Raw genomic sequence first — 25214 nt, 5'->3', positions numbered from 1 at the left:
GCTTGTTGGCGGAGGCCCTGAACCTCGACGAGGCGGAAGTGGCAGAGCTGGGTGCCGCCGGACGTGACCACGGCGATCCGACCGTGCGGGAAGGCTCGAGCGGTCCGCCGATCACGTCGTCGTCCATGGCCGATCTGCCCCGCCAGCTCCCGGCGGCGCCACCGGCGTTCACGGGACGGGTGGCGGAGCTGGCCGATCTCGATCGCGCCCCGGACGCGGCCACCGTGGTGATCACTGCGATCGACGGTATGGCCGGGATCGGCAAGACCGCCGTCGCGGTACAGGCCGCCCACCGGCTGCAGGGCCACTATCCGGACGGCCAGCTGTTCATAGACCTGCACGGCTACACCGAGGGCGTACGACCGGTTTCACCCGAGGCCGCTCTCGACCGGCTCCTGCGGGCCCTGGGCGTGCCTGCCGAGCAGGTACCACGGGAGCTGGACGATCGTGCCGCGCTCTTCCGCAGCTGGCTGGCCGATCGGAAGGTCCTCATCCTGCTGGACAACGCCGCCGACGAGGCGCAGGTGATGCCGCTGCTCCCGGGTACGCCCGGGTGTCTCGCGCTCGTGACCAGCAGGCGGCGCCTCTTCGGCCTGGATTCGTCCCACACGATCTCGTTGGACGTCCTGCCCCTGTCGGACGCGGTCGCCCTGTTCTCGCGCACTGCTGGCGAGACCCGGCTCGGCGCAGGGTCGACCGAGCTGCTCGTCGAGGCCGTGGAACTGTGTGGTCGGCTTCCGTTGGCGATCCGGATCGCCGGAGCCCGACTCCGATCCCGTCAGAGCTGGACCCTGGAACATCTGCTGGAGCGGCTTCGCGACCTCCGGCGCCGCTCGGCGGAGCTGGATGGTGGGGAACGCAGCGTCGCTGCGGCACTCGGTCTGTCGTACCAGCAGCTCACCGTGCGGCCTCGGCTGATGTTCCGGCTGCTCGGCCTGCACCCGGGTGCCGAGTTCGACGCACGTGCTGCTGCCGCGCTGGCCGGCGTCACCCCGACCGAGGCCGGACGGCTGGTGGACCAGCTCGTCGACTCCCACCTCCTGCTCGAGCCCGCCCCCGGCAGGTACCGGTTCCACGACCTGGTGCGCGGATACGCCGTCGCGGTGGTCGGGCGCGAGGCGAGCGACGAGGTTCGCCAGGATGCCAGCACGCGGTTGTTCGATCACTACTGCTACGCCGCGTCCCTGGCGATGGATGCGGCCTACCCGTACGAGCGCGAGCGGCGCCCACGCCCCACGACCTCCGACCCCCCGGTGCCCGAGCTGGACGACCCGGCCATGGCCGCCGCGTGGCTCGACGCAGAACTCCCCAACCTGCTCGCCGTCGCCCGGCAGGCGGGCGCCGATCACACTCTTCACCTCGCGACCACCGTGAACCTGCATCTCCGCATGCGCAGTCACTACGTGGACGCCGAGGAACTCCTCGAGCAGGCCCTGCGCATCGCAAGTGATGCCGGCAGCCGGGCCGACGAACTGGACGCGCGGATCGGCCTGGGCAACGTGTACCGGGTGCAGGCCCGGCACGACGATGCCATCGACATGTTCCAGCAGGCTCTGAAGATCGCCCGGGTCGTCGATGTCCCAGCCGGTGAACTCGACGTGCTCACCGGCCTCGGCGATGCTCACCGTTCCCGCGGCGAGTACGCGCGGGCCGCCGAGTACTTCGAGGGGGCGCAGACGGTCGCCCTGCGTATCGCGAATCGCACCCGTCAGCTCGAAGCCCTGATCGGCCTCGGCTGGATCCGCGTGTCCGAAGGTGAGCTGTCGATGGCGGCCGATGCGTTCGAGCAGGTCGTCAGGGTCTCGCGCGACACCGGTCATCGGCCCTTCGAACTGCATGCACTCCGCGGTATGGGCCACATCCATCGGATCAACGGGCGGTATGCGGAGGCCATCGGCTGCTTCGAGCAGGCGTTGGAGATCTCCCGCGCCGTCGGCACCAAGTACGGCATGCTCGGCGTTCTGATCGGGCTCGGCTGGATCCACCGGTTGGAAGGGCGCCACGATCAGGCGGCTGACTGCTACGAGCAGGCCCTGCGCCTCGCCCGCGGGATCCGGAGCAGCAACTTCGAGTACGAGGCGCTCCAGGGTCTCGGTCGGCTCTACGGTGCGGAGGGATCGATCGAAGAGGCGATCACGTATCACCGGAAAGCGCTCGACATCGCGACGACCCTCGGGCAAGCAGGGGATCGAGCACGCGCCCACGACGGCCTGGGCCGCTCATACCGCTCCCTGAACGAGCCGGATCTCGCGCGGCAACACTGGAGTTCGGCCCTCGCCATTCTCGACGGCCTCGGCGCAGCCCACACCGACGATGACGAGGTCACCAGCGCAGCGATCCGCAGCCACCTCGGCAACCTCGACGGGCCATCGACGGCGTCGTCCTGATCGCACCGCGGTCGAGCTGATCACAGCGGTCGTGGCCGGCCGGGCGGAATCGGAGGTGGTGCCGAACAAGGGCTTCCGCACCGCGACGCTGCCGGACGCCGATCTCGCCGAGGTGGTCGAGATGCGGATGATGCTGGAGGTCCGCGGCTACGGCCCCGCCGAGCAGCACGACGAGCGGCTGCACCAGGTCAAGGTCATCGATCCCGGCACCGGCCGCCCGGTGTCGGCGACCGGCCGGACGTGGACGTCGGTGTTCGGCGAGGAGATGGTGCGCCTGGCCGCCGAACGCGACGACATCGTCGCCGTCACAGCCGCCATGTCACGCTCGGTCGCCTGGAACCCTTCGCCCGCCGCCACCGGGACCGCTTCTCCGCGAACGCCGGGGTGTCAGTCGAGCACGAGCGCGACGAGCTCGTCGATGAACCGGGGCAGCCTGTTGGCGGAGCGCTCGGTGGGGTTCGCCTGGTAGAGCGCCATCCGCCCGTGCGCGGCCGTGAACACGACCACGGCGGCCCGGTCCGCCGGGAGCCGCAACCGCCGGCCCGCGGCCTCGGCGCGTTCGAAGGAGCGCTGGAACAGCGCGAGGATCTCGATCACCGGGCTGGGCGCGGACGGCGGCGCCTCGGACGGGCGGCGGAACAGGATGCGGTAGTGGCCGGGATGGTTCGCCGCGAAGTCGCAGTAGGCGCGCAGCTGCTCGCGGGCCCGGTCCACCGGATCGGCGCCGTCGCCGTCCCCTGCGCGCTCGATGCGCTCGCGCAACCGCTGGATCTCGTGCGCGAGCAAGCCGTCCAGCAGCGCGGCGCGGTCGGCGAAGTGCGAGTAGATGCTGGCCGGCGCGATCCCGGTGGCTCTGGCCACCCCGCGGATGGTCAGGCCGTCCTCGTCGTCCAGCTCGGAGAGCAGCCGGCTGGCCGCGTCGAGGATCTCGGTCCGCAGCCGCTCGCCCTCGCCCCAGCGATTGCGGGTGCGGCCCATCGAGCCGGCCGCCTGGTTGCTCACAGGGCCATTCTCCCCATCCGCGAGCCATTGCCGGGTGCAGGCTTCCGCGAATTACCGAACATCTGTAAGCTAAGATAGAGAACAGTCGTTCGGCAAGCGTGGTCACCAGGGTGGGGGAGCATGACGGCGTCGACGCGCACCGAGGCGCCCGCGCGTTCCGCCCCACGATCGACTCCGTCGGAGCCGTCCGCCCCACCGCCGGACGGCAAGTGGGGCCTGCCGCTGGCGGTGATCGTCATCGGCATGTTCATGTCGGTGCTGAACACGACCAGCGTGAACGTCGCGCTCAGCCGGATGGCGGCCGACCTGAGCGCGAGCACCGACGACATCCAGTGGGTGGCGACCGCGTACAACCTCTGCCTGGGCGTGGTGGTGCCGGCCAGCGCGTGGCTCGGCGACCGGCTCGGGCTCAAGCGGCTCTACCTGGCCTCGCTGGTCGGGTTCTGCGTCGGCTCGATGCTCTGCGGGCTGGCGGGCAACCTGACCAGCGAGATCCTGTTCCGCATCCTGCAGGCCGCGCCGGGTGGCGTGTTGCCGGTGACCTGCATGACCATCCTGTACCGGATCGTGCCGCGTCATCAGACCGGCACCGCGATGGGGCTCTACGGGCTGGGCATGGTGGTCGCCCCGGCGGTCGGGCCGACCCTGGGTGGGTACCTGGTCGAGAACGCCAGCTGGCGGCTCGTGTACTTCGTCAACGTGCCCGTCGGCGTGGTCGGCCTGATCGCGGCGGCGTTCCTGCTCCCGCAGCTGCCCGGCCGGCCGGGTCGGCGGTTCGACGCGCTCGGCTTCGTCTGCATCGCGGGTGGGTTGTTCGCGCTGCTCCTGGCCGCATCCGAGGGCGAGGACTGGGGTTGGACCGACTACCGGGTCGTGATCCTCTTCCTCGCGGCGCTGGTGCTGCTGGCGCTGTTCGTGGTGATCGAGCTGGAGGTCTCCGACCCGCTGCTGGACGTGCGCGTGCTGCGCAACTGGCCGCTGCTCAACTCGCTGGCCCTGATCGCGCTGCAGTCCATCGGCCTGTTCGCGGTGTCCTTCTACGTGCCGATCTTCCTGCAGGAAGGCCAGGGGCTGACCGCGCTGAACACCGGTTTCGTGCTGCTCCCGCAGGGCCTGGTGATGATGGTGTGCATGCCGCTGGCCGGTCGCATCTCCGACCGGTTCGGCGCGCGCTGGCCGGCGGTGGTGGGGCTCGCGCTGTCCGGGATCGGGCTGCTCATGCTGGCAGGCGTCAACCCGGACATGACCCGCGGCGAGTTCATCGCGGCGTTGATGCTTCGAGCTGTGGGTCCCGGTGTGGCCATGATGCCGATCACCACCAGCGGGATCTCCTCGTTGCCGGTGCACCTGGCCGGCGCCGGCAGCGCGTTCAACCAGCTGGTGCAGCGGGTCACGGCTGCGCTCGGGCTGGCCGTGCTCACCGCGATGGCGACCGAACAGCAGGCGCAGCTGTGGGCGGGCCGCGCGGCACTGGAGGTGCCGGCCTCCGATGCGCGGTTGCACGAGATGGCCGAGCACGGCGCGCAAGGGCTCGCGCCCCTCTACGAGACGCTCAAGCTGGACGTGCTCGCCCAGGCCTACAGCGATGTGTTCCTGGTGTGCGGCGTGGTCACGCTGGCCAGCATCCCGCTCGCCCTGTTCATCCGCTCGCCGAAACACCGCCGCCCGGCGGGTTGAGAACGCCTTCGAGGGCGGACCGGAAGCCTGTTACCGCTGCCTGCTCGAGATCGACGGTGGGCAACATATCGAACGACTGCTATGTTGCCTCGAGCTGTTGCACTCGAGGAGGCATGCGACATGCACGAGCCAGCCGATCGCCCCCGCGGGCATCGCCGACTCCCGGCCGTTCTACTTCCCGTGCTCCTGGTCGTCGTTGCGGCGTGTGCCGGGGGAGAGGCCGGGGCGGGGACCACGGGCATCGTCGCGGCCAACTACGGCGGCACGAGCGGCGAGACGATCGAGCGCACCATCGCGGAGCCGTACGCCGCGGAGGCCCGGATCCAGATCCAGCACGTCAACGTCGGGAGCGGGTTCGCCGCCAAGATCCAGGCCCAGCACCAGACCGGCAACATCGGGTGGGATGTGGTCGAGGGTCTCGGCAGCCAGGAGGCCGCGGTGCTGTGGAGCGAAGGCCTGCTCGAACCGCTGCCGCCCGATCTGCGCCGGCGGTTGGAAGCCGTGTCCGAGCCCGGTGCCGTCACCGAGTACGGGGTGGCGCTCGGCAACACGGGCATCGTGATCGCGTGCAACACCTCCACGGTCCGGCGGTGCCCGGCCAACCCGGCCGAGTTCTGGGACACCGCGTCGTTCCCCGGCAGGCGAGCGATGATGGACAACCCGTTCCAGACGCTCGCGACCGCCGCCGTCGCCGCGGGCGTCGCACCCGACCAGGTGTTCCCGCTGGACCTCGATCGCGCGTTCGGGAGCCTCGAGCAGATCAAGCCGGCGATCGACGTCTGGACGACGAGCGGTGACCAGCAGATGCAGGTCATGCGCGACGGTCAGGTCGACATCAGCGTGATGTGGAACGGCCGGGCCAAGTCGCTCATCGACAGCGGGGTGCCGCTGCAGCTGGCGTGGGACGGCTCGCTGGTCAACCCGAACTACATGGTGGTCATCAAGGGCGGGCCGAACACGGCGGGGGCCATGAAGTACCTGGAGTGGTACGCGACCCACCCCGATGCGCAGGCCGGGGTGGCGCGGGAGCTGGCGTACGGGGTCTCGAACAAGGAGACGCTCGGCCTGCTCAGTGCGGACGAGGCGGCGCTGCTCCCCGCGGCGCACACCGGGTCCCAGGTGCAGCTCGACGCGGACTGGTGGGTCGCGAACGCCGACCGGGTGGCGCCGCGCTGGAAGGAGTTCCTGGCCGGATGACCGCACTCGCGCATCGCGGCACCGGCGGGGCGCCCGCGGACTGGCAGGCCCGGCCGTCGTGGCGCACCGGAGCCGTCCTGGTGGCGCCCGCCGTGCTGGCCGTCGCCGGGCTGATCGGCGTTCCGCTCCTGACGCTGGCCATCGACACCCTCGGGCCGGCCGGTCCGGCCGCCTACGCCGAGCTGTTCGGCAGCCCGGCCGACCGCGCGGCGTTGTTCCGCACGGTGTGGGTGAGCGGCCTGGTGGCCGTGCTGGCGACCGGTTTCGGAGCGGTGCTGGCGTGGGCGCTGTGCACCGTCGAGAGCCGAGCCGGGCGCGCGCTGCTCTGGATCTCGGTCCTCGCCCCGTTCTGGATGAGCGTCGTGATCAAGAACTACGCGTTCGTCCTGCTGCTGCGCCAGGGCGGGCCGGTGCACGCCCTGCTCGGCGGTCTCGGCCTGGTCGGCGGCGATGCCGATCTGCTCTACACCGAGGGCGCCGTGGTCGTCGGGATGCTCTACGCGATGCTCCCGTACGCGGTGCTCCCGCTGTACGCGACGTTCTCCGCGCTGGACCGCTCGCTCGTCGCCGCGGCGGAGACGCTGGGCGCCGGCCGGGCGTTCGCCGTGCTGAACGTCGTCGTCGCCACCTGCTCCCGCGGGATCCTCAACGCCGGCACGCTCGTGTTCGTCATCTGCCTCGGGTTCTACGTCACCCCGGTGGTGCTCGGCGGGCCGAGCTCGCCGTTCGTCGCCACCATGATCGGCGACGACGTCTTCGAGTACTTCGACCTCGTGGGTGCGAAGGCGTTCGCGGTGGTGCTGCTGGCCGTCGCGCTGGTCGTGCTCCTCGCGAGCCAGCTCGTGAGCAGGCGTCTCCCGGGCGGTGAGCAGCGATGACCGGGCGCATCCTGCACCGCGCGCTGCTCGTGGCGCTGGTGGTGTTCCTGCTGGGGCCGGCGCTGGCCGTCATCGTGATGTCGTTCTCGCAGGAGTCGTTCCTCGCCCTGCCGCCCGCCGAGTGGGGCCTGCGCCAGTACCGCGCCCTCGCGGAGTCGGCGGTCTGGGGGCCCGCCACCGGACGCTCGGTCCTGGTGGCCCTCCCGACCGCGCTCGTCGCGGTCGCGGCCGCGATGCTGCTGGTGATCGGGTTGCAGCGCACCCGCATCGGCATGGAGAACGGGCTGATCGCGCTGTGCACGCTGCCGATCCTCGTGCCCGGCGTGGCGCTCGCCGTCTCGCTGTACGGCTTCTACGCCCGGCTCGGCCTGCTCGACAGCTACCTCGGGGTGATCCTCGCGCACGCCGTGCACACCCTGCCGATCGCGGTGCTGGTGCTGTGGGCGGCGATCCGCGCGATCCCGCAGGACCTCGAGCTGGTGGCGATGACGCTCGGCGCCGGGCGCACCCGGGCGTGGTTCGGGATCACGGTCCGGCTGCTGGCTCCGGCGCTCGGTGCCTCCGCGATCATCGTGTTCCTCACCAGCTTCGACGAGGCGACGCTGGTGAGCTTCCTGTCCGGACCCCGGACGACGACGCTGCCCAAGGCGATCCTCGACTCGGTCGAGACGGGCGTCGACCCGAGCATCACCGCGATCGCGGCGCTCCTGGTGCTGGGCACCGCGGCGCTGATGACGATGAGCGAGATCCTGCGAACCCGGAGCGTGGACCGATGACGGACGTGACATCCGCCCCTGCGATCCCGGGGACGCCGGCCGCGGACGCGCCGTCACCGCTGGAGCTGGTCGGGGTGGGCAAGCGGTACGGGAAGGTGGTCGCGGTCGACGACGTGAGCCTGCGCCTCGCCGGCGGCGAGTTCCTCACGTTCCTCGGCCAGAGCGGCTCGGGCAAGACCACGGTGCTCAAGATGGTCGCGGGGTTCGAACGGTGTGACCGGGGCACGATCCGGATCGCCGGCCAGGACGTCGCCACGAGACCGCCGCGGGACCGCGGTGTGGGAATGGTGTTCCAGCAGTACGCGCTGTTCCCCCACCTGACGGTGGCGGAGAACATCGCCTACGGCCTGCGCCGGCACAAGTGGCGGTCCGAGCGGCGCCGGCACCGCGTGGACGAGATGCTCGACCTGGTGCGGCTCGGCGAGCTCGCGCGCCGCTACCCCCGCCAGCTGTCCGGCGGGCAGCAGCAGCGGGTGGCGGTGGCCCGCGCGCTGGCCTTCGAGCCCCGCCTGCTGCTGATGGACGAGCCGCTCGGTGCCCTCGACCGGGCCCTGCGGCTGGACCTCGAGCACGAGCTGCGCCGCATCCACCGCTCCACGGGGTGCAGCGTCGTGTACGTCACCCACGACCGCGACGAGGCGCTGGCCCTCTCGGACCGCATCGCCGTCTTCCACGCCGGCCGGCTGGTCGGCCTCGACCGGCCCGAGCGGCTCTACGCGGAGCCGCCCACCAGCTACGTCGCGCGGTTGCTCACCGACGCGAACCTGATCCCGCTCCCTGCCGGTGCCCGCCGGTCCGGCTCTCACGTCGAGACCCGGATCGGTGGGCGACCGGTGCGGCTGCGCGCCGTCGCGGAGATCGGAGATCGGGCGCGGATCTCCGTCCCCCGGGCGGCGATCCGCCTGTCGGTCCCGTCGAACGAGGAGGAACGTTCCGTGCCGTTACCGGCCGTGGTCGAGGACGTGGTGTTCCTCGGTGAGCACGCCAAGCTCGAGCTGCGCAGCGAGGCGCTCGGGCCCCTGGTCGCCCAGGTGCCGCTGCCGGTCGGCTGCGCACCGGGCGAGGCGCTGACCGTGCACCTGGACCTGGACCGCTGCACGGTGGTGGTGGGGGAGTGAGCACGCTGCACACCGGCCTGACCCGCCGGGTCACCGACCGCGACTTCCTGCTCGGCTCGGTATGGGAGGGCACGGGCGACGAGCTGCACACCAACCGGTTCACCGCCGCCGCCGGGCTGTTCGGCGGGCGGGTCCTGTCCGGGATCAGCGGCATGCTGCTGACGATCGGCACCCACGACCCCGACCTGCTGTGGTCGGCGCCGGGCACCCTGGAGTGGAGCTTCGACGCCCCGATCTTCGAGGGCAGCGACCTGGTCGTGTCCGCGACGCCGGAGGGCCGCGACCACGTCCTCGCCGGGAGCCTCGCCGGGAACACGGCCACGAGGGGGCGGATCGGGTTCGGCCCCGGCGGCGTCGCGCGGCCGGTCGAGGGCACGTCGACCCGTGGCCGGACCATGACGCGCGCCGACGTCGACCTCTTCCTGGGCTGGATCCCGCCGCGGAGCGTGGAGCCGGCGGGTGCGGTGCCGTGGCCGCTGCTCGTGCTGACGGCGTCCGGCCTGGTCAACCGCAGCGACTACCTGGGGAACCCGCATCCGGAGACGGTGCTGAACCGCGGGCTGCGGTGGACCTTCGGCGAGCGGCTCGCGGTCGAGGAGACCGTGCACTGCATCGTCGGCCCGGTGCAGCAGCGCCGGAGCGCGTCGCGTCCGGGCTTCCGCGTCGCCACGTTCCGGGTGGCGGTCGTGGCGTCGGAGAGCCGGCGGACGGTGGCCGCCGCCGACTGGGTGGCGATCATCCGATGAGCCCGCACCCGATGACGCCGGCACCGGATCCGGTGCCGCTCGCCGGCGGCAACCTGGCGGGGATCGCCCGGTGGGCCGCCGGCACCTACGGCGACGCACCCGCCCTGGAGCTGGAGAACGGCGAGCGGTTCACGTTCGTGGAGCTCGCCCGGCGGGTCGCCGGCCTGGCGGCGGAGCTCGCGGAGCGCGGGGTCGGCGCGAACGACCGGATCGCGGTGGCGCTCGACAACCGGTCCACGTTCCCGCTGGCGATCCTCGCGGCGGCGCACCTCGGGGCGGCGGTCCTGCCGCTGAACCCCGGGTACAAGGACGCCGAGCTCGCGGCCGTCCTCGACCTGGTGGAGCCGACCCACGTCGTGGCGCTCGCCTCGTTCTGCGACCGGCACGACGGGCTGCTGAAGTCGTCCAGCGCCCGGGTCGTGCCGGTGGACGGGCCGGTGAGCTGGGCCGATGCGCCGTTGCAGGTCCGGGACCTGCCCTACGAGGACCTCGGGCGGGCCGGCCACCTCGACGACCGGGTGCGGTTCGGCCTGACGTCCGGCTCGACCGGGGTGCCCAAGGCCGTGACCAAGACCCACCGGCAGTGGCTGATGGACGGGCGCGCCATCCGCACGGTCATGGCGATGACGCGCCACGACCGGGTGCTGTCGAGCCAGCCGCTTTACTACGGCGACCCGTTCATCGTCCTGATGGGTTGCCTGCAGGCCGGGGCCACCTGCGTGTACCTGACGCGGTTCCGCTCGTCGACGTTCATGCAGAACGTCGCGAACCGGCGGATCACGAAGTTCATGACCATCGGCGCGATGCCGGCGATGCTGCTGAACACCCCGCGCGCCGAACACGACCGGGCCCACCACGCCGTCGCGGCGTGGAGCGTCGCGGTCCCCCGGGCGCTGCACGCGGAGCTCGAACGCCGCTTCGGCGTGCCGTGGCTGGAGGCGTACGGGACGAGCGAGTGCGGTGTCGTGCTGGCGCAGACCGCCGCCGACGAGCGGGAGGTCGGCGCAGGCTGGCTGGGCCGGCCGGCGCCCGGGCAGGAGGTACGTCTGGTCGGGGACGACGGGAGCGAGGTCAGCGGGGACGGGCCGGGGATGCTCGACGTCCGGGGGCCGACCGTCTGCGCCGAGTACTGGCGCCGGCCCGACGCGTCCCGCGAGGTGTTCCTGCCCGGTGGGTGGTACCGGACGGGCGACGTGATGGAGCGCCGGGACGGGCGCTACCGCTATCTGTACCGGAGGAAGGACATCGTGCGGCGCGCCGGGGAGAACATCTCGTGCCAGGAGGTCGAGGCGGCCCTGCGGCGACACCCGGACGTCGTCGACGCGGCCGTGGTGGCCCGGCCCGACCCGGTCCGGGGCGAGGAGGTCTGGGCGTTCGTGCAGCTGGAAGCCGGGGTGCCGGAGGGCGATGAGGTCCGGGAACGCGCGGAGTCGGTCGTTGCGACGGCCGAGTCGGCGCTCGCCCGGCACAAGGTGCCCCGGTACGTGTCGTTCGTCCCTGAGTTCCCCCGCACCCCGTCGGAGCGGGTGGCCAAGCGGCACCTGGCCGAGCTCGGCGCCCCGACCGTGGACCTGGGCGCTCGCCGGCGGCCCGCTGCGGCAGACTCACTCCGATGAGGAACTCGGCTGTCCAGACCGCCGAGGCCAGGCTGATCGCGGCGGCCGTTCAGATGTTCAGCACCCGCGGCTACACCGCGGTGGGGATCCGCGAGATCGCCCGTGAGGCCGGCGTCACCATCGGGGCGCTGTACCACTACGCCCCGAGCAAGGAAGCCCTGTTCCTCCGCATCCTCAGCGAGGCGTACGAGTCGGCGATCGCCCAGCTCGAAGCGGCCGCCGACAGCGCGGACCCGGCGCCCGACCGCGTCGCCGCCATGATCCGCACGCAGGTCCACGGCGAGGTCAGCGGGCGCGACGTGTGGAACGTGACGAAGGCCGAGCTCCGTGCGCTCACACCCGAGGCGCGGGACCGGGTCGTCGCGTTGCGCGACCGCTTCGAGTCGGTGTGGGAGCGGGTGCTCGAGGAGGGCCGTGCCTCCGGTGACTTCGTCCTCGACGACGCCGCCATCACCCGCTTCTCCCTGATCAAGATCTGCGGCGGCGTCGCCGACTGGTACCGCCCGGACGGACGCCTCACGCTCGACGAGATCTGCGACCTCCTCGTCCGGCAGGCGCTGGCGCTCGTCGGGTATTCGCCCGTGGGGTAGCGCAGCCCTTCCGCGGCCGCTCGAGACCCGGGCGCGATGGGGTTGTCCACGGTGGCCATCGGTGTTCTGCCGGGTGCGGCGACCATCGGGGTCGCCGCGCCGATCATCCTGCTGATCCTGAGGTTCCCGCAGGGCCTCTACGTGCGGCTGCGGATCGAGGAGACCCCGGTGTTCCGCGAGTTGCTCGCCGAACGGGCGCACCGGGTGCGCGACGCCGCGCCGCCGACGGCGGCGGCGTGCCGCCGGTACCGGCCGCCGGACTGGTCGCCGCCCATGGCAGCGGCGCGATCGGCGTGCTGCTCGCGGGGTACGGCCTGCCGAGCATCGCCTGCGGCCTCGCGCTGCCCGAGACGAAGGGACGGTCGCTCCGCTCCTCGGCCGCGACCGGTGCGCCGAAGGCGCCGTAACACTGTTCGGCGGAGGGAACCGGGGTATCGCACTCGGGTGGCCCTGATGCGATCGGGCGGTCGTCGGCTGCACCATCGACGGGGTTGGACCGCCGGGCGGACGCCGGCGATCGGCAGGGTCCCCTGCATGCGCCGGTCCGTCCCGGACGAACCAGGGAATCTCGGAGGTGAAGACGATGGTCCGGTCGCTCGACAACCTGGGTGTCGCCGACGGCGAACCCGTGCCGGCGGAGCAGATCGCGACTGCCGTGACGGCAGGGGAGTTCGCCTACGGCGACGGCAGCACCCAGACCTTCGAACCGGGTGGTATGACGACGTACGTGGAGAACGGGCGCCGCACCCACGGGGAGTGGTACGTAGACGGCGAGGGCCGGTTCTGCTCGTTCTGGCCGCCGAGCTACCGTGCTTGTTACGACCTGCACTGGGTCGCGGAGAACGGCCGTGTTGTGGGCCTGCGATTCACCGGGACCGGCCGGGGATCTGTTTTCGACGGGCGTTATCGGTGAGTGGCCGGCGCCGGTTCCCCGAACGCAATGAGGCCGTTCGTTCCTGACCGGGTGGCGCACACCGGTCGGTACCCGGAGAAGACATGACCATGCGCAGGAGCTTCCCGTGCGACGCAGCCGAGCTCAGGAGGCTGTTCCTGTTCGAGAAGCTGGATGACGACCAACTGGCCTGGCTGTGCCGCAACGGGCGCGTGGAGCGGTTCGAACCGGGCTACGTCTATCGGGAAGACGACCTGGCGACGTCCTTCTACGTGCTGCTCGAGGGCGAGCTCGTGATCTCGCGCCGGGTCGCCCACGAGGACGTCGAGATCAACAGGACCAGTCACGTCGGCGCGTACGCCGGCGCCTGGCGATCGTTCTTCGGCGATCGGGTGAGCCAGACGCTGGACAACACGTTGCGCACGACGAAGCCGTCCCGGATGTACGTGCTTTCAGCGGACAAGTTCGCAGAGCTCATGCGCGAATGGTTTCCGATGCCCGTGCACCTTCTCGAGGGCCTGTTCCTCGGCCTGAAGAACACGCAGCAGGCGATCAGTCAGCGGGAACGGCTGCTGGCACTGGGCGGGCTGGCGGCCGGCCTCACGCACGAGCTGAACAACCCGGCCGCGGCGGCGGTGCGCGCGACCGCGGCGCTTCGTGAGCGGGTCGCCGGATCTCCGCACTCGCCCGGTTTCCTCCCGCCCGGGGACTTCGACCGCGAGGAGCTGGCCTTCCTGGTGGACCTCCGCCGGCAGGCCCTCGGTCGGCTGGAGCGAGCGCAGCCGTTGAGCCCGCTCGAAGCATCCGACCGTGAGGACGACCTGGTCGATTGGCTCGACACGCACGGCGTCGCAGACGGCTGGCGCATCGCGCCGACGTTCGTGCAGGCCGGGTTGACCGTCGAGTGGCTGGACACGGTAGCCGACACGTTCGTGGACGAGTCGACCCTCGCGGGAGTGTTGGGTTGGCTGAACCGGACGATCGACATCGAGCTGTTGATGGACGAGATGGACGGTTCCACGGCGCGGATCGCGGCTCTGGTCACGGCGGCGCAGGAGTACGCGCAACTGGACCGCGCGCCGTACCGGGACGTCGACGTGCACGGGTTGCTGGACAGCACGTTGCTGATGCTCAACCACAAGATCGGTGAGGGCATCGCGGTGGTCGAGGAGTACGACCGGGACCTGCCGCCGATCCCGGTGCATGCGGCCGAGATGAACCAGGTGTGGACGAACCTCATCAGCAACGCCGTCGATGCGATGCACGGCCACGGCACGCTGACCGTGCGGACCTCCCGGGACCATGACCGGCTGCTGGTGGAGATCTGCGACACCGGGGTGGGCGTGGCAGAGGAGATCAAGAGCCGGGTCTTCGAACCGTTCTTCACGACGAAGCCGGTCGGCTCGGGCACCGGCCTCGGCCTGGACGTGGCGTGGCGAATCGTCACCAACATGCACGGTGGCGACCTGTCCCTCGAGTCGTCGCCCGGGAGAACTCGATTCATGGTCCGACTGCCGTTCGGAGCAGCTCCGGGAGCGACCGATTCCCTTTGATCACCGCTGCAGAGCGGCCCTTGCATGCCCTGAGACGGGGACGAGCGCGATCGCGATGGCGATCAGGACGAGTACGCCCTCGCCGAGGAAGGCGGTCGTGAACGAGATGCCGCCGGTTCCCGCGGTCTCGGTCGGGGCGCCGATGGCGACCCCGGCGAGTGCGGCGAGCCCGACGGCGCCACCCAACGGTTGGGCGGCGTTGATCAGGCCGCTGAGCAGGCCGCCTTCGCCGTCCGCGGTGTCGCGAACCGCCATCGCCGTTGCGTTGACGGCGCCGAGCCCGAGGCCGAGGCCGATCAACAGGAACGCGCCGAGCAGCGTGGCGGAGAACCCGTCGGTGGTCGGGTCCAGCAGGAGCCAGACGAGGCCGGCGAGCAGTACGGCGAGGCCGGTGGGCAACCCGCGGGACAGCCCGATCCGATGTGCCAGGGCCGGCGCGGCGATGCTGCCCAGGATGATCATGGTGGCGATGGGGAGCTGGGACAGGCCACTGGCCAGCGGGCTCATTCCGAGCACGTGCTGCTGGTACTGGGGCAGCAAGAAGAACAGGCTGGTCAGCGTGCCGCCGATGAGCAGCATCACGAGGTTCGCCGTGACCACCGGCAACCTGGCGAAGACGCCGACCGGGACCAGGGGCTGGGTGGATCGCCGCTCGACGAACACGAACGCGGCCAGGCAGGTGAGGCCGGCGGCGATGCCGGTGAGCGTGGTGGGCGAGCCCCATCCGGCGTCGGGGGCGGAGAGCATGCCGAACGCGAGGGCGGAGATCGCGACGGTGATGAGGACGGCGTCGAGCGCCACCCGACGATCGCCGCCCCGATACCGATCGGGACCGGGGTCCAGAAGACCGCCTGCCAGCCCAGCGCCTGGGTGACGGCACCGCCGAGGAAGACGCCGAGGAGGCTGCCGGCGCCGGCGACCGCTCCCCAGATGCCCATCGCTCGGGTCCGTTCGGCGCCGGAGGCGTAGAGGCCGAGGACGAGCGAGAGCGCGGCCGGGGTGACGAGCGCGGCGCCGATCCCCTGCGCGATCCGGCGAGCAGGTCCGGGAGGATGTGAAGGCCGTCGCGCTGGCGCAGCTGGCCAACGGCGGGGCCCAGGCGATCTCGCTGAACGCCATCGCGAAGGAGTTCGGGGTGTCCGGGCCTGCGCTGTACCGCTACTACGGCAGCCGCGACGAACTGCTCAACGAGCTCGTGATCGACGCCTACCGCGACCTGTCCGACGCGCTCGCCCGCGCAGGCACGGCCGCCGCGCGCCTGCCGACTCCGCAGGAGCGGATGCGCGAGCTGGGATACGCCTACCGCCGCTGGGCGCGTGCGCAGCCGCACCGCTACGAGCTGCTGTTCAAGCCGCCGTTCCCCGGCTACGACGCGCACGCCGAGCCGATCTCCGAGGCTGCCGGCGCCCTCATGGTCGCCGCGCTGGGAATCTTCGAGGACGGGCACGGGGACGCCGGAACCCGGCCGGACCCCGATCGGATCGGCTACGTCGTGCGAGTGTGGTCGCGCATCCACGGCATCGTCAGCCTCGAGCTCGGCGGCGCCTACTCCGCGATGGAGGTCGACGCCGAGGCGCTCTTCGCCGAAGAGATGCGCGGGCTCACCGGAGGCATCGGCGAGTAGCCGGGGGAGCCGGTGGCGCAGACGAGGTCGTCCGATGAGTGCCGAGCAAGACGAGCAGTGACGCCGCGGTCAACACCACTCCGAACCAGATGACGCTGCGGACGCCGGCGTGGTCGACGAGCAGCCCGCCGATGAGCGCTCCGATCGCGATGGACGTGTTGTAGGCCAGGGTGTTGAGGGACATCGCCGCCTCGAAGGTGTCGGGGGCCGCGGCTTGCGTCATGGTGAGCTGGCACAGCTGTACGACGCCGAAGGACATGCCCCAGATGCCCAGCAAGATCATCGGTGCCGCCCTGGTGTGGCCGATCGCGAGCAGCAACAGCAGGGATCCCACCAGCCCCACGGCGCCGACGACGAAGCTGGCCCGCACGCTCTTGGTCGCAGTGTGACCGGCGATGAAGTTTCCGATCGCACCGCCGGCACCGAAGATCATGAGGGCTGCCGTGATGAAGAACGGCGTTGCGGTTGCGTTGCTCTCGAGGAAGGGCCGCACGAACGTGTAGGCCCCGAAGTGGCCGAGGACGAACAGCACCACGATGCCCAACACGAGGCGCAGCCGCACGTTGCGCGACGGGAGGCCGAAGACCTCCCGCACCGAGACCGCGTTCCGGGACGGGAGCGACGGAACGGTGGCCGTGACCGCGAGGAACACCACCGCGCTCAGGCCTGCCCAGATGAGGAACGTGGTTCGCCAGTCGGTGAGGCTCTCCAGGATCGTCCCGAGCGGTATGCCCACGACCGTGGCGATCGAGATACCGGACATGACGATCGCGGCGGCCCGGCTCGCGTGGCGCTCCGGGACGATGCGCATGGCCATGCTCACGCCGATGGCCCAGAACACGCCGCTGGCGAATCCCATCACGAGCCGTGTCGTGAGGACCAGCGGGTAGCTCGCCGCAAGGGCCGTGACGAGGTTCCCGAGCGTCAGTACCGCCAGCAGCGTCGAGAGCAGGACGCGGCGGTTGACACGCCGGGTCCAGGCCACGATGAACGGCACGCCCAGCCCGGCTGAGATGCCGTAGAGGGTGACCATCAGCCCGGCGGCCCCCACGGACACCCCCATGCTGGTGCTGAGCGGGGTGAGCAGGCCTACGGGCATCAGTTCGGTGGTGAGGAAGACGAACAAGCTCGCCGTGATCACGGAAACACCCGACCAGCCTCGTGCCGTCGAATGTGAAAGCTCTTCTTGGTCGACCATTTCTTCTCTCAGCTGGGCTCAAGCCGGGGACGTCGTGGCCGCCGGCACAGGCCGGCGGTGCGCAAGCACCACTGCAGTCTCGCTGGGCGACGATCAATGAGTCCAACACATGTTTGTCATGGGATCCATCTCGATACAAGATGAGTTCATGGAGCTCCAGCAGATGCGCTACGTCGTCGCCGTGGCCGAGACGAGCAGCTTCACCCGTGCCGCCGAGCGTTGCCTGGTCGTCCAGTCCGCCCTCAGCCACCAGGTCGCGCGCTTGGAACGGGAGCTGGGTGCGCGGCTCTTCGAGCGCACCAGCCGCCGGGTGCGGCTGACACCGGCCGGCGCGGCCTTCCTCCCCGCCGCTCGGCAGTGCCTGGGCGCCGCGGAACGCGCCGCTGCCGAGGTCGCCGCCGCCGTCGGCGAGGTGCGCGGGCGGCTCGCCGTGGGCTTGATCCCCACCGTCGCCGCGGTCGACCTCCCAGGTGCGCTGCGCGACTTCCGCCGGCGGTACCCGCACGTGCGCATCAGGCTGCGCGCGGGTGCGAGCGAGGAACTCGTCGAGCAGGTCAAGCAGGGAGCCATCGAGGTGGCGTTCCTCGGCCTGCCTCCCACCGCGCGACCCCAGGGCGTCGAGACCCGGGAGCTCGCTCGCGACCGACACGTCGCGGTGGTCCCACCTGACCACCCCCTCGCCGGCGAGGACACGATCACCCTTCGCAGGCTCTCCTCCGAGGTGTTCGTGGACCTGCCGGCCGGGACGGCCGGACGCATCCAGTCGGATCTGGCGTTCTCCGCCGCCGGTCTCGACCGCGAGGTCGCCTTCGAGGTGACCACCGCGTTCCTCGTTTCGCGGCTGGTCGAGCATGGCCTCGGAGTGGCCATGCTCCCGTCCGCTTACGTGCCGCAGCTCACCGGCGTCACCACGATCAAGGTGGTCGACGCGCCGACCCGTGTCGAGTACGTCATCTGGAGCGGCGGCGGTCGCACACCCGCGGCGCGTGCCTTCCTCGATCTTCTCGCCATCCCACCGCTGGTCGAGGAGGGTGCACCACGTTGATCATGGGGTGGTGACGCCGCTGTTCGTGGCCGCCGGTCGTACCAGCAGGCGCCGCAGTGGGATGACGGCGCGCGGCACCCCCGGGGCGGGTGTGGATCGCCTCCGGTCGCGAGGTGGGCGGGCTCGCCCGCGGGAGCCGAACCGCTGCGGCGCCGGCGGTGGTCGCGTGCTCACGAATGAGCTTCCGCAGCGCTACGAGCGGCCTGCCGGAGGCGGTGGGGAGGTCGTGATCGTCGGAATCGGGCATCGGCCCGATCGTCCGCCTTGCGATGACACCACCTGGACGCCGCTCGCTACGGCCGGAGTCGTTCAGGACCCTCCTAAGGCCAGCCGGCGCCCGGTGAGCCGTTGCAGCGGAACGGCGATGGTGTGGGCCGTCCGGTTCGGCGCCCAGGGAGCGGGCATCCGCTCGGCCAGCTCGGCCAGGCGGCCGGGGACGACGACCTCGTACGCCTCACCGACGCCGAGCACGGACCACCCCGTGCGCGAACCGGTGTCGAACTCGTCGACCTCGAAGGCCACGACCGCGCCGCGGGTGGCTGCGGCGAGCTTGCCCCCGCCTCCGGTGCGGAAGACGACCTCCTCCCCGTCGAGGAAGTAGGTCACGGGCTGAGCCGCCGGGAGCGCCGAGTCGGTGAAGACGATGCGGCCGATCGTCTTCCCCGCGAGCAGGCTGAGGCACTCGGCCTCGTCGAGCTCCGTCACGTCGACGATCGCCGCCGGATCTGCGGCTGTCACTGCGGCCTCCGATGGGTGTGCATCCGACGATCCGCCGTGGCACGGCGGGCCGACAGGGTCGAAGGTCCCGGTGCGGCGCGAGGAACCGCCCCGATCTCGGCCGTGGTCGACGGCCGAGATGCTGCCGCAGAGCTCAGCGACCGCCCTTGCGCATCTCGGTGGCGTAGACGGCGGCTTCGGTGCGGCGGGCGAACCCGAGCTTGTGCAGCAGCGAGGAGACGTAGTTCTTGACGGTCTTCTCGGCGAGGAACATCTCGGCGCCGATCTGGCGGTTGGTGAGGCCGTCGGCGATGAGCTCGAGGATGCGCCGTTCCTGGGGGCTGAGGGATTCGTAGCGGGGGTCGGTGGGTTCGTCGCCTCGGCGGAGGCGGTCGAGGATGACCGCGGTGGCTTTGGGGTCGAGGAGGGAGCCACCGGCGGCGATGGTGCGGACGGCGCCGACGAGGTCGATCCCGGTGACCTGCTTGAGCAGGTAGCCGGAGGCCCCGGCCATGATCGCGCCGAAGAGGGCCTCGTCGTCGGAGTAGGACGTGAGCATCAGGCAGGCGGGGGGTGGCGTGACGGCGGAGCGGATGTCGCGGCACACGGTGACCCCGTCACCGTCGGGGAGCCGGACGTCCAGGACGGCTACCTCCGGGCGCAGGGCCGGGACGCGGGCCATCGCCTGGGCGGCGGTGCCGGCCTCGCCGACGACGGTGATGTCGTCCTCGGATTCGAGCAGTTGCGCGATGCCGCGCCGGACGATCTCGTGATCGTCGAGCAGGAACACGGAGATGGTCACGCCCATGCCTCTCGCCTTGTGGATGCTCCTCCACCGAACGGTAGCCGGGGCGGCCGTTCGAGGGGACGGCCTTCGGCCCGTCGCAGGGAGCCGAAGGTCCCCTGATTCCGGCCGGCGCCTTCCCGTCGGCTCGAGGCAGGTCAGGTGCCGCAGTAGGTGGTGTGCGGGACCGATCCCGTCGGGGCCGGCCGGGTGAAGGCCTCCAGGCCGGGGCGGTGGTCGAAGGGTGAGCTGACCGCGTCGAGCAGCCGGTGGAACGGGGCGGTGTCGCCCTGCTCGGCGGCGTCCAGGGCGGCGTCGGTGAGGTGGTTGCGCGGGATGTAGAGGGGATTGACGCGGTCCATGCCCGCCGCGACGCCGGCGCGGTCGGCGGGCAGCCGCGCTTCCCGGCGGGCCGCCCACGCGTCGAACGCGTCCCGGTCGAGGAAGAGGTCGCGGGCCGTTCCTGCGGAGAGGGCGCGGAAGAAGGTGGTGAAGTCGACCTGCTGTGCGTGCAGCAGCGCCATCAGGTCCGTGGCCAGCACCGGGTCCGGCGTGTGGAGGCCCAGCTTCGCGGCCATGCCGGCCGCCCAGTACCGCTCGTAGGCCTCGGGGTACGACGCCAGAACGTCGTCCACCGCGCCTGCGGCCTCAGCGCCGCCGAGCAGGGGCAGCAGGCTCGCCCCGAGCTGCGCGAGGTTCCATTGCAGGATCGATGGCTGCTTGCCGTAGGCGTAGCGGCCGGTCTTGTCGAGCGAGCTGAAGACGGTGGCCGGGTCGACGGTGTCCATGAACGCGCAGGGCCCGTAGTCGATGGTCTCGCCCGAGATCGTCGTGTTGTCGGTGCTCATGACCCCGTGGACGAACCCGACGAGCATCCAGCGGGCCACGAGCGCGGCCTGGGCGTCGACCACGCGGCGGAACAGCTCCAGGTAGGGCCGGTCGGCGTGGGCGGCCTCGGGGAAGTGGCGGGCGATCGCGTGGTCGGCGAGGGCGCGCAGCACGGCGAGGTCGCCGGACGCGGCGGCGTACTGGACGGTGCCGACGCGCAGGTGGCTCGCGGCGACCCGGCAGAGCACCGCCCCCGGCAGCGCCCGGTCGCGCTGCACCTGCGCCCCGGTGGCCACGACGGCCAGCGCCCGCGTCGTCGGGACCCCGAGGGCGTGCATGGCCTCGCCCATGAGGTACTCGCGCAGCATCGGCCCGACGGCCGCCATGCCGTCGTAGCCGCGGGCGAACGGGGTGGGCCCGGTTCCCTTCAGGTGCAGGTCGCGGCGATGGCCGTGCACGTCGACGACTTCCCCGAGCAGCAGCGCCCGCCCGTCGCCGAGGCGCGGCTTGTAGACCCCCCACTGGTGACCGGCGTAGACCAGTGCGGTCGTGGTCACGCCGTCCGGCAGGCCGTTGCCCACCAGCAGCGCCACCCCAGCGGGTTCGCGCAGGGCGGCCGGATCGGCGCCCAGCTCGGCGGCGAGCTCCTCGTTGAGGGCGAGCAGCCGGGGCGCCGGGGCGGCCACCGCAGGCCACGGCACCGACAGCGCGGGGACCTCACGGGCGTAGCTGCCGTCGAGGTCGAACAGGGCCCGCGAGGTCGTCATGATTCGAGAGTAGGCGACCCGGTGGGCCGGGACTCCACGATCGGCAGCGGGTCGAAGGCGGTGACCAGCGGTGGGCCGCTGCGGTAGGCCTCGATCTCCACCGAGCGGCGACCAGCGCGACCGTGGTGCCTGCACCCGATACCCCGCCGGGCAGGACGTCATTGCCGATCCGCTCGGACTTCCGCGGCTTCCTCGAGGTCTCGGCTGATCGCTTCCGCCGTCCTGGCGAGGCGATGGCTCCACTCGGCCAGCCGGTCTCGCCGATAGCGCGCAGTCGGCATCGCGAGCGAGATCGCCGCAGGCAGTGGGCCGGGCGGCGCGGGTACGGTGCGCCCGCCGGATGCCAGGCGGGCGGGGAGGACCCTCCCCTCTCGGTCCCCGACTCGCAGGACCTGATCGCACTCGACGGTCGCCACGAAGCGGACCTGATCGCTGATGACGACGACCAGGTTGCTGGTCTCAGCGGTACGGGCGGTGAGACTCGCCAGGTGGGGGAGCGCGATGCGGCGGAGCTCTGCGAGTGGCTCCGAGACCGGGTGCGCGCGCAGCACCGGGCCGGCAACGTAGCGACGGTCCTCGTCCTGCTCGGCGAAGTCCCGATAGACGAGCATCGCCAGGAGGCGATGTGCCGTCGATCGAGCGACGCCCAGCCTCGCGGCAGCTTCGCTCACCCAACTAGAGCTCGCCGACCAGGGTGGCCAGTTGCGCCGACATCACGCCAGATCGGTTCTCACCCCGCGCGGCGCCACAGGCCGGCGAGCGGCGCGGTGTCCGCGCTGTGTCCCGAAGGGGGTAGCCCGTACAGCTCTTGGAGCGTGCGGAGCAGTGAGTAGTGGTCGGCGCGCTCGGGGTCCGGGCCCACCGGGACACCCTCGCCGACGGCGATCGTTGCGATGTGGTTCTCCGGGTCACCTTCGGTCTCCGACTCGTCGAACGTGACGAGCAGCATGCTGTTGTGCGTACTCGCCCACGTCGCGTAGTCGCCGAGCTGCTCCCGCATCCACGTGTCGCCCTCGGCGATCGAGCAGTCGTGCATGTCGTGGCACAGGTTCGGGATCACGAACGAGACCGTGGGCAGCAGCGTGAAGTCCGACGGCATCGCGGTGAGTGGCTGGTGAAGCTGTTCCGGGACGTCGGTGAAGTCCGCCCAGGGTGCATGTTTGCGCGCGTACCCGTCGTGGCTGCAGCCGGTGAAGCCGGGCCTCGGGAGGTCCTCGGAGTACGCGGCGAAGCTCAGGTCCGCAGCGAGGAGCTCGCCCCCGAGGCTCGGCCCCGGGAAGGAGTACGGGCAGTCGTCGTCGCTCACGCCCTGGGTGTCGCCGGAGAACAGGGCCAGGTAGTTGGGCTGGCTGGGATGGGTCTCGGCGTGCATGTCGGTCAGGGAGGCGCCGGTGGCGGCGAGTGACGCCAGGAACGGTGCCTCGGCCATGACCTCGCCCTGCTCCTTGTTCTCGAGCACGACGATCACAACGTGGTCCGGTCGCGCGAGCACGCCGGCCGGCGCCGCCGGATCCGGCGTGGGGCTCGGCGAGCCGGGGGAGGACGCGGCGGTCACGCACGCCGCCAGCAGCGCCGCCAGGGCCGCCGCAGCCAGCGTGGCGGCGGTCCGTCGGATCCGACCCATCTCGGGTCTCCTCTCCACCGCAAGCCTTGCCTGCCGGGACGGGCCGACCCTACTGGCGCGGCACGGGCGGCTCGGGCGATCCGCTTCCCGACCGTCGACGTCCACTCTCACGGATGACGAATGGCCTCGTCCGCCGACGGGGCCCGGCCGAACCGGCGGGCCCGTCCGCTGGTGATCGTGCCTCGCCTACCGCTGCGATGGGGACTGCATCGAGGTCGGACGGGCGGGACCGTGCAGCAGGGTCCACACCCGCTGACGGGAGACGCCGAGCAGCTCGCCGATGGTGCGCATGCTCAGGCCCTCCTGCCTGAGCGCGGTCGCCTTCGCCCGGCGAAACCTGCTCCCGGTGTCGCCCAGCTCGTCGAGCGCCTGGGTGATGATCTCGGTGATCACTGGTTGCTGTTCGCTCACCGCGATCCCGGACCACGGCTTCCCGCTGATCCGTTGCTCGATCATCGGTCCGATCCGTTCGGCTGCGGCGGTGAGGCCGGAGATGGTGTCATCGAGCGTTGCCTTGAGCTCGACGAGGGCCTGGACGACGTCGTCGTCGCCTGCTTCCGGTGCACCGGGGGGTTCGGATCGGCGCGTCATCGGCCGAGCTCACCCCCGCGTACGTCGGCGAGCGCCGCGGAGCAGGACACCGGCGGCTGCGATGGTCTGGGCGGCGAGCCACGCGACACCGGTCCCGACGACGCCCATGGTCGGCATCAGCATCCAGCTGCCTGCGATGACCGCGATCGTGATCGCGGCGGGAAGGCCGAACAGGATGCGGCCGTCGTGGCGGACCCGCGCCGCCCACACCATCGACCAGTTGACGACGTTCGGGATGGCCGAGAGGGCCAGCAGGGCCAGCAGGAGGCTGCCCTCGTCGGCGTAGCGGGCCCCGAACAGCGACAGCAGCGGGTGCGCGAGCGCAGCGCACAGCAGCACTGCCGGCACCACCAGCAGCAGGGCTTTGCCGACCATGGCGCGCCGGGCGGCCTCGAGCTTGTCCGGCTCGGCGGCCGAGTGCGCCACCAGTGACTGCCCCATACCGTTGACGACCAGGTAGAACGCGTAGGCGATCTGCCACACGACGCCGTAGACGGCGGCGGCTTCGGCGCCGAGACGGGCCAGCACGACGAGCGGGAGGCCGAACACCGCGGCCAGCAGGAACACGACGCCCGCGTAGTCGGCGCGCACGAACGCGGCCACATCGCGAACGGTGACGGCAGCACCGCTCGTGGCGAGGGGCCCCGGTCCGGTCCTGGCCTCCGGTCGGGGGAGCACGCGCGCCAGCCACAGCGTGATGGCCAGTACGGTCACGGCGGTGGCGGCGAGCCAGGACACGGCGATGCCGCTCCAGATCCCGAGCGCAGCCGCCGCGGCGAGGAACACCAACTTCAGGACGGAGAACAGCATGTTCTCCAAGGGCACCACGGTTGCTCGCCTGATCGCGGGCAGGACGTAGTCCTGCATCACGAACATCGTCCAGAGCGGCGTGCTGACCACGAAGAAGGCGAGCAGTTCCGATCTTCCGAACGCGGCGGCGAGTTCCGGAGCCCACCAGGACGCGCCCAGCGCGAACAGCCCGCCCGCCGCGGCGGCCGCCACGACGGCCACGGCGTAGCACAGAGCCACCAACGTGCGGGTGCGCCGCCCGGCCACCGGGATGAATCGCAGGAGCGCGTTGCCGAGGTTGAGCTGCGCAACCGTGCCCAACAGGGTCATCGCGGACAGCAAGGTGCTGTTCAGGCCGACGGTCGCCGTTTCGTAGAGGCGGGCCGCCAACAGCCAGAACAGCAGGCCGAGCCCGGAAGTGATACCCGAACTCAGGATCAGAGCAAGCCCGTCCCGGTGCTGGGGGGCGCGCCAACCGTGCAGCAAGGCGGTCGAACGTGCCACCACGGCGTCACGGACCCGGATGGGCCGATCCCGACGCATCGCCATCGTCACGCTGGTCCCAAATCGCAGAGATGAGGCCTCCGGTGCAGACGAGGCAATTTCGAAATATGCACCGCCGAAACCCATCGAGTTGCTCAGCGGCCCCGACCATCGAAACGTTATCCGGGGACGCCTGCCGCTCATATCCCCAAAACTGAGGGGGCCGTACGCCCGGGGTCGCGCCACGGGTGGTCACGTGCTGCGCGGCCTCGACACCCGACCTCGGGCCCCAGGTCGTCGTGGCGGGGATGCGGGACTCAGCGGAGGTTCAG

At 71.4% G+C, this 25214-nt stretch carries 25 protein-coding genes and 1 pseudogene; 15 read left to right on the top strand and 11 right to left on the bottom strand.

Annotated elements, in window-relative coordinates:
* Positions 1-5 precede the first annotated feature (5 nt).
* Together ACU436_RS06195 and ACU436_RS06190 are read left to right on the top strand one after the other, a co-directional pair.
* A complete protein-coding gene (locus ACU436_RS06195) occupies positions 6-2387 on the top strand; it encodes an ATP-binding protein (protein ID WP_459022634.1) in 2382 nt (793 codons plus the stop codon).
* 31 nt (positions 2388-2418) lie between these two features.
* Positions 2419-2856 (top strand): hypothetical protein, encoded by a 438-nt coding sequence (locus tag ACU436_RS06190; protein ID WP_459022491.1) that lies wholly within the window; start codon positions 2419-2421, stop codon positions 2854-2856.
* On the opposite strand, the gene ACU436_RS06185 is transcribed toward ACU436_RS06190, so the two are convergent.
* Positions 2775-3389, bottom strand: a complete 615-nt coding sequence (locus tag ACU436_RS06185) for a TetR/AcrR family transcriptional regulator (protein ID WP_459022489.1) — start codon at positions 3387-3389, stop codon at positions 2775-2777. The genes ACU436_RS06190 and ACU436_RS06185 overlap by 82 nt on opposite strands.
* Before the next feature lie 120 nt (positions 3390-3509).
* Here ACU436_RS06185 and ACU436_RS06180 point away from each other — a divergent pair, with 120 nt between their 5' ends.
* From ACU436_RS06180 to ACU436_RS06130, 11 genes are all read left to right on the top strand, one after another.
* Positions 3510-5066 carry an MDR family MFS transporter gene (locus tag ACU436_RS06180; protein WP_459022487.1) on the top strand — a complete coding sequence of 519 codons (1557 nt, stop codon included), beginning with the start codon at positions 3510-3512 and terminating at the stop codon, positions 5064-5066.
* A 180-nt stretch (positions 5067-5246) separates the two neighbouring features.
* Complete coding sequence (locus tag ACU436_RS06175; protein WP_459022485.1) at positions 5247-6263, top strand: extracellular solute-binding protein; 1017 nt, start codon at positions 5247-5249, stop codon at positions 6261-6263.
* The gene (locus tag ACU436_RS06170) at positions 6260-7141 is read left to right on the top strand and encodes an ABC transporter permease (protein ID WP_459022483.1); all 882 of its coding nucleotides are present in this window, start codon (positions 6260-6262) and stop codon (positions 7139-7141) included. The genes ACU436_RS06175 and ACU436_RS06170 overlap by 4 nt, the downstream gene beginning before the upstream one ends.
* On the top strand, positions 7138-7917 hold the full coding sequence (locus ACU436_RS06165; protein ID WP_459022481.1) for an ABC transporter permease: 780 nt from the start codon (positions 7138-7140) through the stop codon (positions 7915-7917). The genes ACU436_RS06170 and ACU436_RS06165 overlap by 4 nt, the downstream gene beginning before the upstream one ends.
* On the top strand, positions 7914-9035 hold the full coding sequence (locus tag ACU436_RS06160; RefSeq protein ID WP_459022479.1) for an ABC transporter ATP-binding protein: 1122 nt from the start codon (positions 7914-7916) through the stop codon (positions 9033-9035). The genes ACU436_RS06165 and ACU436_RS06160 overlap by 4 nt, the downstream gene beginning before the upstream one ends.
* The gene (locus tag ACU436_RS06155) at positions 9032-9781 is read left to right on the top strand and encodes a hypothetical protein (RefSeq protein WP_459022477.1); all 750 of its coding nucleotides are present in this window, start codon (positions 9032-9034) and stop codon (positions 9779-9781) included. Before ACU436_RS06160 ends, ACU436_RS06155 begins: the two co-directional genes overlap by 4 nt.
* A complete protein-coding gene (locus tag ACU436_RS06150; RefSeq protein WP_459022475.1) occupies positions 9778-11397 on the top strand; it encodes a class I adenylate-forming enzyme family protein in 1620 nt (539 codons plus the stop codon). Before ACU436_RS06155 ends, ACU436_RS06150 begins: the two co-directional genes overlap by 4 nt.
* Complete coding sequence (locus ACU436_RS06145; RefSeq protein ID WP_459022473.1) at positions 11394-11987, top strand: TetR/AcrR family transcriptional regulator; 594 nt, start codon at positions 11394-11396, stop codon at positions 11985-11987. The genes ACU436_RS06150 and ACU436_RS06145 overlap by 4 nt, the downstream gene beginning before the upstream one ends.
* A 236-nt stretch (positions 11988-12223) precedes the next feature.
* The gene (locus ACU436_RS06140) at positions 12224-12394 is read left to right on the top strand and encodes a hypothetical protein (RefSeq protein ID WP_459022471.1); all 171 of its coding nucleotides are present in this window, start codon (positions 12224-12226) and stop codon (positions 12392-12394) included.
* Positions 12395-12570: 176 nt separating this feature from the next.
* Entirely contained in the window at positions 12571-12900 is a 330-nt protein-coding gene (locus ACU436_RS06135) for a hypothetical protein (RefSeq protein WP_459022469.1), read from the top strand.
* A gap of 83 nt (positions 12901-12983) precedes the next feature.
* Positions 12984-14432 (top strand): ATP-binding protein, encoded by a 1449-nt coding sequence (locus tag ACU436_RS06130; RefSeq protein WP_459022467.1) that lies wholly within the window; start codon positions 12984-12986, stop codon positions 14430-14432.
* Here the strand turns inward: ACU436_RS06130 and ACU436_RS06125 are convergent, their stop codons facing one another.
* Positions 14433-15233 (bottom strand): MFS transporter, encoded by an 801-nt coding sequence (locus tag ACU436_RS06125; protein WP_459022465.1) that lies wholly within the window; start codon positions 15231-15233, stop codon positions 14433-14435.
* Between the two features lie 149 nt (positions 15234-15382).
* Positions 15383-15451 (bottom strand): annotated as a pseudogene (locus ACU436_RS06120) (hypothetical protein); the annotation flags it as partial.
* Between the two features lie 35 nt (positions 15452-15486).
* On the opposite strand from ACU436_RS06120, the gene ACU436_RS06115 reads away from it, so the two are divergent.
* The gene (locus ACU436_RS06115; protein WP_459022463.1) at positions 15487-16056 is read left to right on the top strand and encodes a TetR/AcrR family transcriptional regulator; all 570 of its coding nucleotides are present in this window, start codon (positions 15487-15489) and stop codon (positions 16054-16056) included.
* Here ACU436_RS06115 and ACU436_RS06110 read toward each other — a convergent pair.
* Positions 16034-17197, bottom strand: coding sequence for an MFS transporter (locus ACU436_RS06110; RefSeq protein ID WP_459022461.1), 1164 nt, complete (start codon positions 17195-17197; stop codon positions 16034-16036). The two genes, ACU436_RS06115 and ACU436_RS06110, sit on opposite strands and share 23 nt — an antisense overlap.
* A 205-nt stretch (positions 17198-17402) precedes the next feature.
* Between ACU436_RS06110 and ACU436_RS06105 the strand changes: the two genes are divergently transcribed.
* Complete coding sequence (locus ACU436_RS06105) at positions 17403-18299, top strand: LysR family transcriptional regulator (RefSeq protein WP_459022460.1); 897 nt, start codon at positions 17403-17405, stop codon at positions 18297-18299.
* A 309-nt stretch (positions 18300-18608) separates the two neighbouring features.
* On the opposite strand, the gene ACU436_RS06100 is transcribed toward ACU436_RS06105, so the two are convergent.
* From ACU436_RS06100 to ACU436_RS06070, 7 genes are all read right to left on the bottom strand, one after another.
* Positions 18609-19037: a pyridoxamine 5'-phosphate oxidase family protein gene (locus ACU436_RS06100; protein ID WP_459022458.1), complete on the bottom strand. Its 429-nt coding sequence runs from the start codon at positions 19035-19037 to the stop codon at positions 18609-18611.
* Between the two features lie 133 nt (positions 19038-19170).
* Positions 19171-19818 carry a response regulator gene (locus ACU436_RS06095; protein ID WP_459022632.1) on the bottom strand — a complete coding sequence of 216 codons (648 nt, stop codon included), beginning with the start codon at positions 19816-19818 and terminating at the stop codon, positions 19171-19173.
* Between the two features lie 140 nt (positions 19819-19958).
* Entirely contained in the window at positions 19959-21395 is a 1437-nt protein-coding gene (locus ACU436_RS06090; protein ID WP_459022456.1) for a protein adenylyltransferase SelO, read from the bottom strand.
* A gap of 158 nt (positions 21396-21553) precedes the next feature.
* Positions 21554-22066 carry a helix-turn-helix domain-containing protein gene (locus ACU436_RS06085; protein WP_459022454.1) on the bottom strand — a complete coding sequence of 171 codons (513 nt, stop codon included), beginning with the start codon at positions 22064-22066 and terminating at the stop codon, positions 21554-21556.
* Positions 22067-22125: 59 nt separating this feature from the next.
* Complete coding sequence (locus tag ACU436_RS06080) at positions 22126-23019, bottom strand: alkaline phosphatase family protein (protein WP_459022452.1); 894 nt, start codon at positions 23017-23019, stop codon at positions 22126-22128.
* A 186-nt stretch (positions 23020-23205) separates the two neighbouring features.
* Complete coding sequence (locus tag ACU436_RS06075; protein WP_459022450.1) at positions 23206-23610, bottom strand: helix-turn-helix domain-containing protein; 405 nt, start codon at positions 23608-23610, stop codon at positions 23206-23208.
* Positions 23611-23619: 9 nt separating this feature from the next.
* On the bottom strand, positions 23620-25029 hold the full coding sequence (locus ACU436_RS06070; RefSeq protein WP_459022448.1) for a lipopolysaccharide biosynthesis protein: 1410 nt from the start codon (positions 25027-25029) through the stop codon (positions 23620-23622).
* Between the last annotated feature and the right edge of the window lie 185 nt (positions 25030-25214).

It is taken from the genome of Pseudonocardia wallangbongensis (genome assembly GCF_054486945.1).
This window is presented reverse-complemented; position numbering and strand designations above follow the sequence as displayed.

What these genes read in the sequence shown, in the direction of transcription:
- ACU436_RS06180 (WP_459022487.1), top strand. Translation starts at nt 3,510, where the DNA reads ATGACGGCGTCGACGCGCACCGAGGCGCCCGCGCGTTCCGCCCCACGA.
- ACU436_RS06130 (WP_459022467.1), top strand. Translation starts at nt 12,984, where the DNA reads ATGACCATGCGCAGGAGCTTCCCGTGCGACGCAGCCGAGCTCAGGAGG.
- ACU436_RS06105 (WP_459022460.1), top strand. Translation starts at nt 17,403, where the DNA reads ATGGAGCTCCAGCAGATGCGCTACGTCGTCGCCGTGGCCGAGACGAGC.
- ACU436_RS06170 (WP_459022483.1), top strand. Translation starts at nt 6,260, where the DNA reads ATGACCGCACTCGCGCATCGCGGCACCGGCGGGGCGCCCGCGGACTGG.
- ACU436_RS06080 (WP_459022452.1), bottom strand. Translation starts at nt 23,019, where the DNA reads ATGGGTCGGATCCGACGGACCGCCGCCACGCTGGCTGCGGCGGCCCTG.
- ACU436_RS06160 (WP_459022479.1), top strand. Translation starts at nt 7,914, where the DNA reads ATGACGGACGTGACATCCGCCCCTGCGATCCCGGGGACGCCGGCCGCG.
- ACU436_RS06075 (WP_459022450.1), bottom strand. Translation starts at nt 23,610, where the DNA reads ATGACGCGCCGATCCGAACCCCCCGGTGCACCGGAAGCAGGCGACGAC.
- ACU436_RS06150 (WP_459022475.1), top strand. Translation starts at nt 9,778, where the DNA reads ATGAGCCCGCACCCGATGACGCCGGCACCGGATCCGGTGCCGCTCGCC.
- ACU436_RS06070 (WP_459022448.1), bottom strand. Translation starts at nt 25,029, where the DNA reads ATGGGTTTCGGCGGTGCATATTTCGAAATTGCCTCGTCTGCACCGGAG.
- ACU436_RS06135 (WP_459022469.1), top strand. Translation starts at nt 12,571, where the DNA reads ATGGTCCGGTCGCTCGACAACCTGGGTGTCGCCGACGGCGAACCCGTG.
- ACU436_RS06165 (WP_459022481.1), top strand. Translation starts at nt 7,138, where the DNA reads ATGACCGGGCGCATCCTGCACCGCGCGCTGCTCGTGGCGCTGGTGGTG.
- ACU436_RS06145 (WP_459022473.1), top strand. Translation starts at nt 11,394, where the DNA reads ATGAGGAACTCGGCTGTCCAGACCGCCGAGGCCAGGCTGATCGCGGCG.
- ACU436_RS06090 (WP_459022456.1), bottom strand. Translation starts at nt 21,395, where the DNA reads ATGACGACCTCGCGGGCCCTGTTCGACCTCGACGGCAGCTACGCCCGT.